12 protein-coding genes are annotated in these 16,164 nt (G+C 73.2%); 5 read left to right on the plus strand and 7 right to left on the minus strand.

Annotated features, from left to right (window positions below; genetic code table 11):
- The first annotated feature begins 209 nt into the window (after nt 1-209).
- On the plus strand, nt 210-740 hold the full coding sequence (locus ABZ836_RS08615; RefSeq protein WP_356135638.1) for a universal stress protein: 531 nt from the start codon (nt 210-212) through the stop codon (nt 738-740).
- A 315-nt stretch (nt 741-1,055) separates the two neighbouring features.
- On the opposite strand, the gene glmS is transcribed toward ABZ836_RS08615, so the two are convergent.
- The 3 genes from glmS to ABZ836_RS08630 form a co-directional block, all read right to left on the minus strand.
- Nucleotides 1,056-2,870, minus strand: a complete 1,815-nt coding sequence (gene glmS / locus ABZ836_RS08620) for a glutamine--fructose-6-phosphate transaminase (isomerizing) (protein WP_356135639.1) — start codon at nt 2,868-2,870, stop codon at nt 1,056-1,058.
- A 13-nt stretch (nt 2,871-2,883) separates the two neighbouring features.
- On the minus strand, nt 2,884-3,141 hold the full coding sequence (locus ABZ836_RS08625; RefSeq protein ID WP_356135641.1) for a hypothetical protein: 258 nt from the start codon (nt 3,139-3,141) through the stop codon (nt 2,884-2,886).
- Nucleotides 3,142-3,723: 582 nt separating this feature from the next.
- On the minus strand, nt 3,724-4,764 hold the full coding sequence (locus ABZ836_RS08630) for an ABC transporter substrate-binding protein (protein ID WP_361140722.1): 1,041 nt from the start codon (nt 4,762-4,764) through the stop codon (nt 3,724-3,726).
- A 318-nt stretch (nt 4,765-5,082) separates the two neighbouring features.
- Here ABZ836_RS08630 and ABZ836_RS08635 point away from each other — a divergent pair, with 318 nt between their 5' ends.
- Nucleotides 5,083-6,981 carry an NAD-binding protein gene (locus ABZ836_RS08635; protein ID WP_356135645.1) on the plus strand — a complete coding sequence of 633 codons (1,899 nt, stop codon included), beginning with the start codon at nt 5,083-5,085 and terminating at the stop codon, nt 6,979-6,981.
- Nucleotides 6,982-7,229: 248 nt separating this feature from the next.
- On the opposite strand, the gene ABZ836_RS08640 is transcribed toward ABZ836_RS08635, so the two are convergent.
- From ABZ836_RS08640 to ABZ836_RS08655, 4 genes are all read right to left on the minus strand, one after another.
- A complete protein-coding gene (locus tag ABZ836_RS08640) occupies nt 7,230-8,420 on the minus strand; it encodes an acyl-CoA dehydrogenase family protein (protein ID WP_361140725.1) in 1,191 nt (396 codons plus the stop codon).
- A 4-nt stretch (nt 8,421-8,424) separates the two neighbouring features.
- Entirely contained in the window at nt 8,425-9,366 is a 942-nt protein-coding gene (locus tag ABZ836_RS08645; RefSeq protein WP_361140727.1) for a hydroxymethylglutaryl-CoA lyase, read from the minus strand.
- On the minus strand, nt 9,363-11,327 hold the full coding sequence (locus tag ABZ836_RS08650) for an acetyl-CoA carboxylase biotin carboxylase subunit (protein WP_361140729.1): 1,965 nt from the start codon (nt 11,325-11,327) through the stop codon (nt 9,363-9,365). The genes ABZ836_RS08645 and ABZ836_RS08650 overlap by 4 nt, the downstream gene beginning before the upstream one ends.
- Before the next feature lie 99 nt (nt 11,328-11,426).
- Complete coding sequence (locus tag ABZ836_RS08655) at nt 11,427-13,043, minus strand: carboxyl transferase domain-containing protein (RefSeq protein WP_361140731.1); 1,617 nt, start codon at nt 13,041-13,043, stop codon at nt 11,427-11,429.
- Nucleotides 13,044-13,125: 82 nt separating this feature from the next.
- Between ABZ836_RS08655 and ABZ836_RS08660 the strand changes: the two genes are divergently transcribed.
- The 3 genes from ABZ836_RS08660 (at nt 13,126) to ABZ836_RS08670 (ending at nt 16,142) form a co-directional block, all read left to right on the plus strand.
- Entirely contained in the window at nt 13,126-13,740 is a 615-nt protein-coding gene (locus ABZ836_RS08660; protein ID WP_356135655.1) for a TetR/AcrR family transcriptional regulator, read from the plus strand.
- Between the two features lie 327 nt (nt 13,741-14,067).
- Nucleotides 14,068-15,225, plus strand: a complete 1,158-nt coding sequence (locus ABZ836_RS08665) for an acyl-CoA dehydrogenase family protein (protein WP_356135657.1) — start codon at nt 14,068-14,070, stop codon at nt 15,223-15,225.
- 35 nt (nt 15,226-15,260) lie between these two features.
- Entirely contained in the window at nt 15,261-16,142 is an 882-nt protein-coding gene (locus ABZ836_RS08670; protein ID WP_361140733.1) for an acyl-CoA thioesterase II, read from the plus strand.
- The last annotated feature ends 22 nt before the right edge of the window (nt 16,143-16,164 follow it).

The raw sequence follows: 16,164 nt of genomic DNA on the forward strand, positions 1-16,164 counted from the left end.
CGGCCGACCGGGTGAAGCCTTGCCACCGGCACCTGCCGGTACCGCGCGGACCTGCGGATCTCCCCGGGGAGACCCCTGCGGGACCCGCGGAAAACGGGCCGGGAACGCTTGCCGCCGTACCCTGGAGGGTATGGGGACGGGAAGATGAATCCCGGACACAGCTCCGCCGCTCACGTCGCCTCAACGAGGATCACAACGCCGAGACAGCCATGGCCGGTCACGAATACACCGATCCCGCGGACCGCAAGCGGCCGGTCGCCGAACCGACGGCGGCCGATCCACTGGCGGCGGACGAGACGCGCCCCAGCCCCTGCGATCCCGCCTTCAAGCACGGGGTGGTCGTCGGGTTCGACGGCTCCACGTCCAGTGAGCGCGCCCTCGCCTACGCCGTCGGCATGGCGACCCGGTCCCGTTCGGGGCTGATCATCGTCCACGTCGCCAACCGTCTGCCGACCACCGTCTGGGCCGGCTGCGAGCCGCCCGTCTTCGTCGACGTCCCCGACCACCGCACCGAGGTGCTGGGGCTGGAGCTGGCCTGCGCCGACTTCCTGGCCGAGGTGCCGTGGATCCTGGTCGAGCGCGGCGGCGACATCTGCCACGAGCTGGAGGAGGTCGGCCGGGAGTACGAGGCCGACGCCATCGTGGTGGGCTCCACGCACGGCCTGCTGAGCCGGGTCTTCGGCTCGGTCGCCGGCCGCCTGGCCAAGCGGGCGCAGCGCCCGGTGGTCGTCATCCCCTGACGCCGGTCGACGTGTGCTCCGGCGGTCGACGCCGCGTTCTCGCGCGCCGCGCGCCGAACACCGTCAACAGCGCGCGCAGTTGTGTACACCGCGACCCAAGCTACCGGTGCGTACGGCGTGTTCGGCGTCGTCGCACGGGAAAGAACCCGACACGGAAACCGGTTGCCGACCGCTGTGGGGTGACGGCCACGCAACGGCAGCCCGGGCCGGGGGAGTTCGGGCGGCTCCGGTCCGAGGAAGGGAACGGTCCCTGTGCATGGTGGCGCGCAGGGACCGTTCCGCCGTCCGGGACGCCGGACCGCGGCCGTGCCGTGACTACTCGACGGTGACCGACTTGGCCAGGTTGCGCGGCTTGTCGATGTCCCGGCCCAGCGCCAGCGCCGTGTGGTAGGCGAGCAGCTGCAGCGGGATGCCCATCAGGATCGGGTCCAGCTCGTTCTCGTTCTTCGGGACGAGGACGGTGCGGTCGGCCTTCTCCTGGTCCTGGTGCGCGACCGCGAGGATCTTGCCGCTGCGGGCCTTGATCTCCTCGAGGGCGGCGCGGTTCTTCTCCAGCAGGTCGTCGTCCGGCACGATCGCGACGGTCGGCAGGGCCGGCTCGATCAGGGCCAGCGGGCCGTGCTTCAGCTCGGAGGCCGGGTAGGCCTCGGCGTGGATGTACGAGACCTCCTTCAGCTTCAGCGAGGCCTCGCGGGCGACCGGGTAGCCCCGGACGCGGCCGATGAAGAGCATCGAGCGGGCGTCGGCGAACTCCTGCGCCAGCTCCTTGATCTCGTCCTCGGCCTTCAGGATCTCGTTGATCTGCTCCGGCAGGCGGCGCAGACCGGCGATGATCCGCTTGCCGTCGGCGACGGACAGGTCGCGGGTGCGGCCCAGGTGCAGGGCGAGCAGCGCGAAGGCGACCGTGGTGTTGGTGAAGCACTTGGTGGAGACCACGCAGACCTCGGGGCCGGCGTGGACGTAGATGCCGCCGTCCGACTCGCGGGCGATGGCGGAGCCCACCACGTTGACCACACCGAGGACGCGGGCGCCCTTGCGCTTGAGCTCCTGCACCGCGGCGAGCACGTCGTAGGTCTCGCCGGACTGGGAGACGGCGATGTACAGCGTGTCGGGGTCGACGACCGCGTTGCGGTAGCGGAACTCGGAGGCCGGCTCGGCGTCCGCGGGGATGCGGGCCAGCTCCTCGATCATCTGGGCGCCGATCATGCCGGCGTGGTACGAGGTGCCGCAGCCGAGGATCTTCACGCGGCGGATCTTGCGGGCCTCGCGGGCGTCCAGGTTGAGGCCGCCCAGGTGCACGGTGGAGAACCGGTCGTCGATGCGGCCGCGCAGCACGCGGTCCACGGCGTCGGCCTGCTCGTGGATCTCCTTGTGCATGTAGGTGTCGTGGCCGCCCATGTCGTAGGAGGCGGCCTCCCACTCGACGGTGGTCGGCTCGGCGGCGGTGCTGGTGCCCTCGGTGGTGTAGGTGCGGAAGTCCTCCGCGGTGAGGGTGGCCATCTCGCCGTCGTCCAGGGTGACGATCTGGCGGGTGTGGGTGACCAGGGCGGCGATGTCCGAGGCGACGAACATCTCCTTCTCGCCTATGCCGAGCACGACGGGGGAGCCGTTGCGGGCGACGACGATGCGGTCCGGGAAGTCGGCGTGCAGCACCGCGATGCCGTAGGTGCCCTCGATCAGGCGGACCGCCTGGCGGACCTTCTCCTCCAGCGTGGGCGCCTGGGAGCGGGCGATCAGGTGGGTGAGGACCTCGGTGTCGGTCTCGGAGAGGAACTCGACGCCGTCGGCCTCCAGCTTGCGGCGCAGGTCCGTGGCGTTGTCGATGATGCCGTTGTGGACGACGGCGACCTTCTCGTCGGCGGAGAGGTGCGGGTGCGCGTTCACGTCGGACGGCGCGCCGTGGGTGGCCCAGCGGGTGTGGGCGATGCCGGCGGTGCCCTTGAAACGGGCCGGCACCTTCGCCTCCAGCTCACGGACACGACCCTTGGCCTTGACCATCTTCAGCCCGCCCTTGGGGGCCGTGACGGCGATGCCCGCGGAGTCGTACCCGCGGTACTCGAGGCGCGCGAGGCCCTCGAGGAGCAGCGGGGCGATGTCACGCTTGCCGATGTAGCCGACAATTCCGCACATATGTTCTGATTCCTCAGCCATAGACGATGCGGCGGAGCTGCCGGAGCGAGAGCTCCGGCGGCGCCACCGCGCGGTACTGGAGGTCCGCCGCGATCCTCGTGAAGATCTCCGCGTTCACCAGGCCCTGGGCCTGGAGCTCGCGGTGGCGGCGACGGACGTAGTCCTCGGTCGTCTCGTCGAAAAAGGCGAGAACGTCCTGGATCACCCGCACGGCCTCGCCCCGCGTCAGCGAGGAGGACCGCGTCAAGTGATCGACGAGTTCGTCGTGCATGGCTGATCCTCCGATACGGCGAGCGGCTTCCGCAACAATCCTGCCCGATATCGGGCAGGATCGCGCCGTTCGGGTGCGACAGGCCACATTCCCGCGCCTGGGCGGGCGCGGGGGCCTCCGGTGCGCCGGGGCCGGGCGAGGGTGCGTGGCGGGGTGCGTGGCGGTGGACCGGGCTGCGCCGCGGGGCCGTGTCGCGGGGTGCGCCCGGGGCCGGGGCGGGTGAGGCGGCGCGAGGGTGCGCCTGGGGTCGGGGGGGTGAGGCGGCGCGAGGGTGCGTGCGGCGCGACCGGGCCGGGTGGCGCGGGGATGCGTCGCGGGGTGCGGCGAGGGGGTGTGTGCGGCTCGGGCGAGGTCGCGGTGCGCGGGGCCGTGGTGCCGCGTCGCGGAGGTGGGGAGGGGTGGGGTGAGGGGGTGCTGTGGCGTGCGGGCGAGGTCGCGGCGGCGGGGCGGGGTCGGGTTGCGTGGGGCTGCGGTGCGGGGGTTGGTGGGTGTTCGTGGGGCGTGGGGACGCCCCCGGAGGACCGTCTCCGGGGGCGTCGGGCGGCTGCCGGGCCGCGGGGGGTCGGGCTCGGGGCCCGGGGGTCAGGAGACCTTCTTGGCGTTCTCGATGGCCTCGGCGAGGTTGTTCAGGAGCGGCGTGCACTTGGCGTAGGAGAGGATCGGCTCCGGCGAGCGGGCGATGACCTGGCCGGCCTTGACGGCGGGCAACTTCTCCCAGGTCGCCTCGGCGATGTCGGCCGGCTGGATGGCCTGCGCGCGGTCGTCCATGATGATCACGTCGGCCTCGTACTTGTCGACGTTCTCCCAGCTGAGGCTCTCGAACCAGCCGCCGCTCTCCTCGATGGCCTTCGCGTCCGGCTCCACGATGTTCACACCGAGGGCCTTGTAGTACTCGAGGTCGATCGAGAGGTTGTGGGTGGAGACGTAGAAGAGGTCGGGGGAGGCGGAACCGGCCAGGACCTTGATCTCCGGGCGGGCCTTCGCCGCGGCCTTGAGGCGGGCGGCGGCCTCCTCGAACTTCTTCTTCGCCTCGACGACCTTCGCGGCCTTCATGTCCGCGCCCAGCGCCTCGGCCAGCGCGGCCATCCGCTCCAGCGACTTCGTCATCTGCACGTCGTAGACGGAGATGCCGACGCTGGGGGCGAACTTGGCGATCTGGTCCTTGGACTCCTCCGGGACGTACCAGAGGGTGCCGGCGCCGTCGAACATGGTGGAGACCAGGAGGTCCGGCTTCAGCGCCGCGTACTTCTCGACGTTGAACTCGCCCCAGACGTTGCCGATGACCTCGACCTTGGAGACGTCCATGTCGCCGGCCTGGACGTCGGGCTTGCCGTCCTTGGTGGTGGTCGGGCCGAAGACGCCCTTCACCTGGACGCCGTAGTCGTGGAGGGCCGCGCCCACGCCGGTGAAGGCGACGACGCTCTGCGGCGCCTTGTCGAGCTTCACCGTCGTGCCGCGGTCGTCCTCGAAGGTCCACGGGCCCGAGGAGGCGCCGCCCTTGTCCGAGCTGCCCGTGGCCGGCGTGTCGTCGCTGCAGGCGGCGAGGACGGCGCCCAGGCCGAGGGCGCCGCCGGCGGCGAGGATGCCGCGACGGGTGGGGAGGGAGGGACGGACCTGAGCCATGAGGTGACTGCTTTCGAACAGGGCGGACAGCCGCCGGACGATTCGCAGGAAGGTTAGCCTAACCTCATTTGCCCCTGTCCAGGGGGTTGGTCGAAAAAGTTGCCCGCGAGTCCCCGGCGAGGCACGCCCCCGGCAGTTCCGGGCGGTGCGGGACTGCCGGGAAGGAGCGGTGCGCACCTGCCCGCCGTACCGCGACGATCACCGGGCAGCCACCGGCGGCCCGCGCTAGGGTCGGGCCGGTCCGGACGGGTGGGGACGCGAGGGGGGCGTGTGGTGACACTGCCGAGGCAGGGCGAACGGGCGCGTACGGAACGGCACATGCTGGTCTGCGGGGACGACGGGCTGGCCCCCCGGCTGGCCGCCGAGCTGCGCGACGTGTACCGGCAGCGCGTCGTCCTGGTGGTGCCGGGGGAGCGGCCCGCGGACACCGGATCGTTCGCCTCCACCGTCTCGCGCGCCGCCGCGCTGATCGGCCGCCGGAACCAGGGAACGGCGTCCGCAGGGGGGCTCCACGACTCCCAGCCGAACCTCCGCGTCCCCGTGCTGGAGATCCACGCCGCCCAGCCCGGCGTGGACGTCCTCACCGAGGCCGGCGTGGAGCGCGCCACCGCGCTCGCCCTGCTCTACGAGGACGACGAGACCAACCTGCGCGCCGCCCTCGCCGCGCGCCGCCTCAACCCCTCGGTGCGGCTGGTGGTGCGGATGTACAACCGCAAGCTGGGCGAGTACATGGAGGAACTCCTCGACCAGGCGGCCCTGGTGGCCGAACCCGACCTGGACCGGGCCACCCTGGAGGCCTCCACCACCGTCCTCTCCGACGCCGACACCGCCGCCCCCGCCCTGGCCGCCACCGCGGTGGCCGACACCCGCCGGGTGGTGCAGGCCGACGGGCTGCTGCTGCGCGCCGCCGAGCGCACCCCGCCCCGGCAGGGCGAGACCGCCGACCCCGGTCTGTGCACGCTCGCCCTGCTGTCCTCCACCACCGCCGACCCGGCCGGGGCCGAGGGATCCGACGCCAGCGGCCCCCAGGGACCGCGGCTCCTGCCGGACGAGGCCGAGGTCCGGGCGGCCACCGGGCGCGGCACCGTGGTGCTGGACGCGCTGCGCCGCACCGGCCCCGCCCTTCCGCCGCGCCGGCTGGCCCGCCGGGGCGCGCCGTTGTCCCTGGTGTTCTCCCGGCGGCTGCGCTGGGCCACCGCCGGGGTGGCGGCCTCCGTGCTGGCGCTGGCCGTCGCCACCACGGCCCTCACCGACCTGGGGTTCCTGTCCGCGACCTACCTCTCGCTGCTCGACCTCCTCGGCATCGGGGACCCGGCGGTGGGCGATTCGGCCGCGCGCCAGATCCTGCAACTGCTGTGCGGGCTGGTCGGCCTGGCACTGCTGCCGCTGCTGGTGGCGGCCGGTCTGGAGGCCCTGGGCACCTTCCGCGGGGCGGGCGCGCTGCGCCGGCCGCCGCGCGGGCTCTCCGGGCACATCGTGCTGCTGGGCCTCGGCCGGGTCGGCACCCGGGTGCTGTCCCGGCTGCGGGAGCTGGACGTGCCGGTGGTGTGCGTGGAGCAGTCCGCCGAGGCGCGCGGCGTGCCGCGGGCCCGGGACCTCGGGGTGCCGGTGGTGCTGGGCGATGTCACCGAGACGGGGGTGCTGGGCGCGGCCAAGATCCACCGGGCGGCGGCCCTCCTGGCGCTGACCAGCTCGGACACCACCAACCTGGAGGCGACGCTGGCCGCCCGGGCGATCGCCCCCGAACTCCGGGTGGCGCTGCGCCTGTACGACGACGAGTTCGCCACCGTCGTCTACCGCACCCTGCGGACCGCTCACCCGCGCGCGGTGACCCGCAGCCGCAGCGTGAGCCACCTCTCCGCGCCCGCGTTCGCCGCGGCGATGATGGGGCGGCAGGTGCTGGGCGCGATCTCCATCGAGCGCAAGGTGCTGCTGTTCGCCGCCCTGGTGGTCGGCGGGCACCCGCAGTTCGAGGGGCGCACCGTGTCCGAGGCGTTCCGGGCCGGGGCCTGGCGGGTGCTCGCCCTGGACACGCAGCGGCCGGAGGCCCGCCGGCCGGACCTGGCGCGCAGCGCCTCGGGCGACGAGCCGCAGCTGCTGTGGGACCTGCATCCGGGGTACGTGCTCCGGCCGGACGACCGGATCGTGCTGGCCGCGACACGGCGCGGGTACGCGGAACTGCTGGCCACCACGCGGGTGGGGCCACCACGCGGGTAGGGCCGGAGGGCGGCCGCAGGGCCGGGGCGGGGTGGAACCGGGGCGACCGTGGGACCGGGGCGACCGCGGGGCTGGGGCGACCGCGGGGCCGGGGCGGCCGTGGGACCGGGGCGGCTGCGGCTGCGGGACCGGGCGGCTGGGGCTGCGGGACCGGGGCGGCCGCGGCTGGGGGACCGGGCGAGGGTGGGACCGGGGCGGCCCCCGCCGTGCGGAGGGGGCCGCCCCGCGCCCCGACGTCCGGGGAGGGGTCAGGCGATGCCCATCTCCCGGGCGATCAGCATCCGCTGGACCTCGCTGGTGCCCTCGCCGATCTCCAGGATCTTGGAGTCCCGCCACATCCGGGCCACCGGGTACTCGTTCATGAAGCCGTACCCGCCGTGGATCTGGGTGGCCTCCCGGGCGTTGTCCACCGCGACCGTGGAGGAGTACAGCTTGGCGATCGCCGCCTCCTTCTTGAACGGCCGGCCCGCCACCATCCGCGCCGCCGCGTCGTGCCACGCCAGACGGGAGGTGTGGGCCTTCATCTCCATGTCGGCCAGCTTGAACTGGATGGCCTGGTTGGCGCCGATCGGACGGCCGAAGGCGCGGCGCTCGCCGGCGTACTTCACCGACTCGTCCACGCAGCCCTGCGCCAGTCCGGTGGCCAGCGCCGCGATGGCGATCCGGCCCTCGTCGAGGATCCGCAGGAACTGGGCGTAACCGCGGCCCTCCTCGCCCAGCAGGTTGGCGGCCGGCACGCGGACGTCGGAGAAGGAGAGCTCGCGGGTGTCCGAGGCGTTCCAGCCGACCTTGGAGTAGGGGGCGGCGACCGAGAACCCGGGGGTTCCGGAGGGGACGATGATCGCGGAGATCTCCGGCCGCCCGTCCGGCTTGCGGCCGGTGACCGCGGTGACCGTGACCAGGCCGGTGATGTCCGTGCCGGAGTTGGTGATGAAGCACTTGGTGCCGTTGATCACCCACTCGCCGGTGGCCTCGTCCAGCCGGGCCGTGGTGCGGGTGGCGCCCGCGTCCGAGCCGCCCTCGGGCTCGGTCAGGCCGAACGCGCCGAGGATCTCGCCGGAGCACAGCCGCGGCAGCCACCGGCGCTTCTGCTCCTCGGTGCCGAAGAGGTGGATCGGCATGGCGCCCAGCGAGACACCGGCCTCCAGGGTGATGGCGACCGAGGAGTCGACCCGGGCCAGCTCCTCCAGGGCGACGCCCAGGGCGAAGTAGTCGCCGCCCATGCCGCCGTACTCCTCGGGGAACGGCAGGCCGAACAGGCCCATGCGGCCCATCTCGCGGACGATCTCGTAGGGGAACTCGTGCCGCTCGTAGTAGTCGCCGATCTTGGGGGCGACCACGTCGTGGGCGAACTCCTCGACGGTGCGGCGGAGTTCCTCCAGCTCGGGGCTGAGGCGGCGGTCCCGCGGGGTGGCGGTGGTGTCGGTGGTGGCGGTCATCGCGTCACTGCTCCTGGTGGGAGAGGGCTCGGACGGTGCGGGACGGGCTGGGCCGGCCCAGTTGTTCGGCCATCCACACGCTGGTGGCGGTGAGACGGCCGAGGTCGACCCCGGTCTCGATGCCGAGGCCCTGGAGCATCCACACCAGGTCCTCGGTCGCGAGGTTGCCGGTGGCGGACTTCGCGTAGGGGCATCCGCCGAGGCCCCCGGCGGAGGCGTCGACGGTGGTGACACCGGCCTGGAGGGCGGCCAGGGTGTTGGCCAGGGCCTGGCCGTAGGTGTCGTGGAAGTGGACGCCGACGGCCTCCGTGGAGACCCCGGCCTCCCGCAGGGCGGCGAGCACGCCGGTGACGTGGCCCGGCGTGGCGACGCCGACGGTGTCGCCCAGGCTCAGCTCGTCGGCGCCCATGTCCAGCAGCGCACGGCAGACCCTGACGACTTGCGGGACGGCCACCGGGCCCTCCCACGGATCGCCGAAGACCATCGAGACGTAGGCGCGGATCCGCAGCCCCTCCGCCCTGGCCCGGGCGGCGACCGGCTCGAACATGGCCAGCGACTCGTCGACCGTGCGGTTGAGGTTGGCCTTGGCGAAGGACTCGGTGGCGCTGGCGAACAGCGCCACCGTGCGCGCGCCCAGAGCCAGGGCGCGGTCGAGGCCGCGCTCGTTGGGCACCAGCACCGGCAGCTCCACCGGCAGGTCGCGGACCAGGGGGAACAGCTGCTCGGCGTCCGCGAGCTGGGGGACCCACCGGGGATGGACGAAGCTGGTGGCCTCGACCGTGGACAGCCCCGCGGCGGCGAGGCGGCGGACGAACTCCGCCTTCACCTCGGTGGGCACCGTCCGCCGCTCGTTCTGCAGGCCGTCGCGGGCGCCGACCTCGTAGATCCGCACCCGGGCGGGCAGACCCCCGGCGGGGACCCGCATCGGCAGTCCGGCCGCGGTCATCGCGCCGCCTCCCCGTCCTCGTCGGGCGTGATGACGACCAGGACCTGGTCCATCGCGACCGCGGTGCCGGGGGTGACCTCCAGCTCGGCGACCGTGCCGGAGTGCGGGGCGGAGATGACGTGCTCCATCTTCATCGCCTCCACCACCAGCAGGCTCTGCCCGGCCTCCACCCGGTCGCCGACGGCGGCCTTGACCACCGTCACCGTGCCCGGCATGGGGGCGGTCAGCGAGTCCGCGCCGGCGCGGGCCGCGCCGGTCAGCGAGGCGGCCACCGGGTCGTGGTCGCGGACCTGCCAGGCGTCGCCCTCCCGGCCGAGCCAGTCCGCGGCCCGGTGGAAGGTGTGGCGCACGCCGTCCAGCGTCACCGAGACGCGGTCCGGGCCCACCTCGTGACCGGCCGCGTCACCCCGCGGCGTGTGGGTGACCGGGTCCAGCCCCGGCACCCGCAGCGGGAAGGCGGCCGGCCGGTGCGCCTCGACGCCGCCGAGGCGCCAGCCGCTGGGAACGGCGAACGGGTCCGTCCAGCCGTCCTCGGCGGGCTCGGGCGCCAGCCCGGCCAGCCGGACCGCGGCCGCGGCCTCGTACACCTCCGCGGGCACGCCCTCGGGCACCAGGGAGTCGACCTCCCGCTCCACCAGGCCGGTGTCCATCTCGCCCGACACCACCGCCGGGTGGGCCAGCAGCCGCCGCAGGAACCCGGCGTTGGTGGGCACGCCCAGCACCACCAGGTCCGCGAGGGCGGCCCGCAGGCGGCGCAGGGCCGTGGCCCGGTCGGGGCCGTGCGCGATCACCTTGGCCAGCATCGGGTCGTAGAGGCTGCCCACCTCGGACCCCTCGGCCAGCCCGGAGTCGGTGCGCACGCCGGGACCGGACGGCTCGCTCAGCAGGAGCACCCTGCCGCCCGAGGGCAGGAAGCCGCGCGACGGGTCCTCCGCGCAGATCCGCGCCTCCACGGCGTGGCCGGTGAGGGTGACGTCCTCCTGGGTGAAGGGCAGCGGCTCGCCGGCGGCGACCCGCAGCTGCCACTCCACCAGATCCAGGCCGGTGACCAGCTCCGTCACCGGGTGCTCGACCTGGAGGCGGGTGTTCATCTCCATGAAGTAGTACGAGGAGGGGTCGCCGCCGGGGACGATGAACTCGACCGTGCCCGCGCCGACGTAGCCGCAGGAGCGGGCCGCCTGGACGGCCGCCTCGCCCATCGCCGCCCGGGTCGCCTCGTCCAGCAGGACGCTGGGCGCCTCCTCGACGATCTTCTGGTGCCGCCGCTGGAGCGAGCACTCGCGCTCGCCCAGGTGCAGGACGTTGCCGTGGGCGTCGGCCAGGACCTGGATCTCGATGTGCCGGGGGCGGTCGATCCAGCGCTCCACCAGCAGCGTGTCGTCACCGAAGGAGGCGCGGGCCTCCCTGCGGGCCGCGGCGATCTCGTCGGCCAGCGCGGACTCCTCGCGGACCAGGCGCATGCCCTTGCCGCCGCCGCCCGCGCTGGGCTTGAGCAGCACCGGCATGCCGATCTCCCGGGCCGCCTCCGCCAGCTCGGCGTCGGACAGACCACTGCCGCTGGAGCCCGGCACCACCGGGACGCCGGCCGCGCGGACCGTCTCCTTGGCGCGGATCTTGTCGCCCATCAGGTCGATCGCGGAGGCGGGCGGGCCGAGGAAGACCAGCCCGGCGTCCGCGCACGCCTGCGCGAAGGCGGCGTTCTCCGCCAGGAAGCCGTACCCCGGGTGCACCGCCTGGGCGCCGGTGCGGGCGGCGGCCTCCAGGATCCGGTCGATGCGCAGATAGCTCTCGGCGGCCGGCGCGGGGCCGATCCGGACCGCGGTGTCGGCGGCCCGGACGTGCGGCGCCCCGGCGTCCGCGTCCGAGAAGACGGCGACCGAGCGGACGCCCAGCTCCCGCAGCGTGCGGATCACCCGGACGGCGATCTCGCCGCGGTTGGCGACCAGCACCGTGTCGAACATCGTTCGCGGTGCCGTGGGCTCCGTCGCCGCGGACCCGGTCGCCGCGGCCCGCACGGCCGTGGCCTGCGTAGTCGTGGTGTGTGTCACGTGTCCCACCCCTCACATCCGGAAGACGCCGAACTTCGGCTCGCCCAGGGGGGCGTTGCCGCAGGCGGTCAGAGCCAGGCCCAGGACCTGCCGGGTGTCCAGCGGGTCGATCACGCCGTCGTCCCAGAGGCGGGCCGTCGCGTAGTAGGCGTTCCCCTGCTCCTCGTACTGGGCGCGCACGGGGGCTTTGAAGGACTCCTCGTCCTCCGCTGACCACTCCTCGCCGCGCGCCTCGAGCTGGTCCCGCTTGACCGTGGCCAGCACGGAGGCGGCCTGCTCGCCGCCCATCACCGAGATCTTGGCGTTCGGCCACATCCACAGGAAGCGCGGCGAATAGGCCCGCCCGCACATGGAGTAGTTGCCCGCGCCGTACGAGCCGCCGACCACCACCGTCAGCTTCGGCACCCGGGTGCAGGCCACCGCCGTGACCATCTTGGCGCCGTGCTTGGCGATGCCGCCCGCCTCGTAGTCCCGGCCGACCATGAAGCCGGAGATGTTCTGCAGGAACACCAGGGGGATGCCGCGCTGGTCGCACAGTTCGATGAAGTGCGCGCCCTTCTGGGCGGACTCGGCGAACAGGATGCCGTTGTTGGCGACGATGCCCACCGGGTGGCCGTGGATCCGGGCGAAGCCGGTGACCAGGGTCTGGCCGAACTCCGACTTGAACTCCGCGAAGCGGGAGCCGTCGACGATCCGGGCGATGATCTCGCGGGCGTCGTAGGGCGTGCGGGAGTCGACCGGCACCGCGCCGTAGAGGCCGAACGGGTCCACCTTGGGCTCGACGGGGGCGGTGACCCGCCACGGCAGCTCCCGGCGGGCGGGCAGCGTGGAGACGATGGTCCGCACGATGCGCAGGGCGTGCGCGTCGTCCTCGGCGAGGTGGTCGGTGACGCCGGAGACCCGGGAGTGGACCTCGCCGCCGCCCAGCTCCTCCGCCGTCACGACCTCGCCCGTGGCCGCCTTCACCAGCGGCGGACCGCCCAGGAAGATCGTGCCCTGGCCGCGGACGATGACCGCCTCGTCGCTCATCGCCGGGACGTAGGCGCCGCCCGCCGTGCAGGAACCCATCACGGAGGCGATCTGCGGGATGCCGACCGCGGACATCCTGGCCTGGTTGTAGAAGATCCGGCCGAAGTGCTCCCGGTCGGGGAAGACCTCGTCCTGCATCGGCAGGAACGCGCCGCCGGAGTCGACCAGGTAGACGCACGGGAGGCGGTTCTCCAGCGCGACCTCCTGGGCGCGCAGGTGCTTCTTCACCGTCATCGGGTAGTAGGTGCCGCCCTTGACCGTGGCGTCGTTGGCCACGACCACGCACTCGCGGCCGGCGACCCGGCCGATGCCGGCGATCACCCCCGCGGCGGGGGCCTGGCCGCCGTACAGCCCGTCCGCCGCGAGCGGCGCGAGCTCCAGGAACGGCGAGCCGGGGTCGAGCAGGGTGTCGACCCGGTCGCGGGGAAGCAGTTTGCCGCGCGCGGTGTGCCGCGCGCGGGCCTTCTCGCCCCCGCCCAGGCGGGCCGCGGCCAGCTTGGCGCGCAGCTCCTCCACCAGGGCGCGGTGGGCCGCCTCGTTGGCCCTCCAGGCGTCCGAGGCGGGATCCGCCGCGCTCTTCAGCTCCGGTGCGTCGTCCATCAGGCGCTCCCTCAGGTTAGCGCTCGTTAACCCATTTCCTCCAGGTTAACGAGCGCTAACCCGCCTGTCTACAATTGATGCCATGGCCACCAGGACCGATGCCTCGACCCGCCGTGAGCAGATCCTCAAGGAGGCCGCGCGGCTCTTCGCCGAACGCGGCTTCCACGGCGTCGGCGTCGACGAGATAGGCGCCGCCGTCGGCATCAGCGGGCCCGGCCTCTACCGGCACTTCGCCGGCAAGGACGCGATGCTCGCGGAGCTGCTGGTGGGCATCAGCGGTCAGCTCCTCACGGGGGGCAGGCGGCGGGTGGCCGAGGCCGGGACCGGGGCCGGGGGAGGCCCCGGGGCGGTCCTCGACTCGCTGATCGAGGGGCACATCGACTTCGCGCTCGACGACCGCCCGCTGATCACCCTGCACGACCGGGAGCTGGACCGCCTGCGGGACAGCGACCGGAAGATGGTCCGGCAGCTCCAGCGGCAGTACGTCGAGCTGTGGGTGGCCGTCGTGCGGGACGTGCACCCGGAGCTGGCCGAGCCTCCGGCGCGGGCGGCGGTGCACGCGGTGTTCGGGCTGCTGAACTCCACGCCGCACCTCAGCCGGCCGCGCCTGCCGGGGCGGGCGGCGACGGCGGCGCTGCTCCACGCGATGGCGCGCGGCGCGTTCGCCTCCGCCGCGGAGGTCGCCGCCGGGGCGTGACGCGGCGGCGTACCGTCCGCCGCGACGCGCCGTTCCGCGCCCGGCGCGGAGGTGCCGCGGCCGTGCCGTCGGACGGGTGTGCCGAGGCGCCGGTGACCGGAGTTCGGCCGGGCGGGTGAGGCGGGCACCCGGTGGTCCGGAGGGGGCGGGAAAGGCCGGCGGCGTTTCTACTGGTGAGTGATGAGGGTTACGGAGCTGTTCAGGGGTGCGTCTCTGGACGAGTGTCCTACCCGCCGGTACGGTTAGGGAGGCTGAGCAAGCGCTTAGATTGTCGTTCGCTCGGTCGGCAGCGGAAACACAGCCAGGACGAAGGCGGAGGTGGCGGCGGTGCGCCGTACGGTGTTCAACGAGGATCACGAGGCGTTCCGGGAGACCCTGCGCGCCTTCATCGAGGCCGAGGTCGTCCCGGTCTACGACGAGTGGTTCCAGGCGGGCATCGTGCCCCGCGAGTTCTACTACAAGCTCGCCGAGCTCGGCCTCTTCGGCATCAACGTCGACGAGGAGTACGGCGGCGCGGGCCTGGACACCCACAAGTTCGAGGCCATCCAGTACGAGGAGACCGCCCGCGCGGGCGTGAACTTCGGCGGCTCCGGCGTGCACGTGCTGCTCGCCCTGCCCTACATCAAGATGCTGGCCACCGGGGACCAGAAGAAGCGCTGGCTCCCGAAGTTCGTCTCCGCCGAGGAGATGTGGGCCATCGCCATGACCGAGCCGGGCACCGGCTCGGACCTGGCGGGCATGAAGACCACCGCCAAGCTCTCCGAGGACGGCACCCACTACGTCCTCAACGGCGCCAAGACCTTCATCACCGGTGGCGTCCACGCCGACCGCGTGATCGTCTGCGCCCGCACCGCCCCTGCGACCGCCGAGGACCGCCGTCACGGCATCTCCCTCTTCGCCGTCGACACCAAGTCCGAGGGCTACTCGATCGGCCGCAAGCTGGACAAGCTGGGCCTGCGCACCTCCGACACCGCCGAGCTGGCGTTCGTCGACGTCAAGGTGCCGGTCGAGGACCTGATGGGCGAGGAGAACAAGGGCTTCTACTACCTCGGCAAGAACCTGGCCTCCGAGCGCTGGGGCATCGCCTTCGGCGCCTACGCCCAGGCCAAGGCCGCGGTGGAGTTCGCCAAGCGCTACACCCAGGACCGCACGGTCTTCGGCAAGCCGGTCGCGTCCTTCCAGAACACCAAGTTCGAGCTGGCCGCCTGCAAGGCCGAGGTGGACGCGGCCGAGGCCGTGGCCGACCGCGCCCTGGAGGCACTGGACGCCGGTGAGCTGACCGCCGCCGAGGCCGCCTCCGCCAAGCTGTTCTGCACCGAGGTCGCCCACCGCGTGATCGACCGCGCCCTCCAGCTGCACGGCGGTTACGGCTACATGAACGAGTACCCGATCGCCCGCCTGTACGCGGACAACCGGGTGAACCGCATCTACGGCGGCACCAGCGAGATCATGAAGACGATCATCGCCAAGGACATGGGGCTGTAAGGTCCGCGAAAAGTCCGTCGGATAGTACTGGCGACATGAGTCAGGCACTTCAGTCGCTGCTCGATCTGCTCGACCTCGAGCAGATCGAGCAGGACATCTTCCGCGGTCGGTCACGGGCCGCCGTCGTCCCCCGGGTCTTCGGGGGACAGGTGGCGGCCCAGGCGCTGATCGCCGCGGGACGCACCGTCCCCGCCGACCGGTTCGCGCACTCGCTGCACGCGTACTTCCTGGTCGCCGGGGATCCCGGCGCCCCGATCGTGTACAACGTGGACCGGATCCGCGACGGCCGTTCCTTCACCACCCGCCGGGTGGTCGCCGTCCAGCACGGCCGGCCGATCTTCCACCTCTCCGCCTCGTTCCAGGTGCACGAGGAGGGGATGGACCACCAGACGGCGATGCCCGAGGTCCCGGACCCGGAGACGCTGCCGACCTTCGGCGAGATGATGCCGCGCTACGCGGACGCCTACGCCTCGCCGGAGATGCTGGAGCGCGTGGTCGAGGCGCGGGCCGCGGTCGACCTGCGGTACGTCAACCCGCCGCCCTGGGGCAGCGTGGGCGTGCCGCGCGAACCCCGCTCGCAGGTCTGGTTCCGCACCGAGGACAAGCTGGACGGGCCGCTCGACGACCCGCTGATGCACGTCTGCCTCGCCACCTACGTCTCCGACATGACCCTGCTGGACTCGGTGCTCCTCGCGCACGGGCGCGGCGGCTGGGCCAGCGGGGACGTGGTCGGAGCCTCCCCGGACCACGCCATGTGGTTCCACCGCCCGTTCCGCGCCGACGAGTGGCTGCTCTACGACCAGGAGTCGCCGTCCGCCTCCGGCGGCCGCGGGCTCGGCCAGGCGCGCATCTACACCCGCGACGGCAGCCTGGCCATCTCCGTCATCCAGGAGGGCGTCGTCCGCATCCCCCGCTGACGCGCCCGGCCGCCGCACCGGC

The organism is Streptomyces sp. NPDC047130, assembly GCF_040643475.1.
GTDB lineage: Bacteria > Actinomycetota > Actinomycetes > Streptomycetales > Streptomycetaceae > Streptomyces.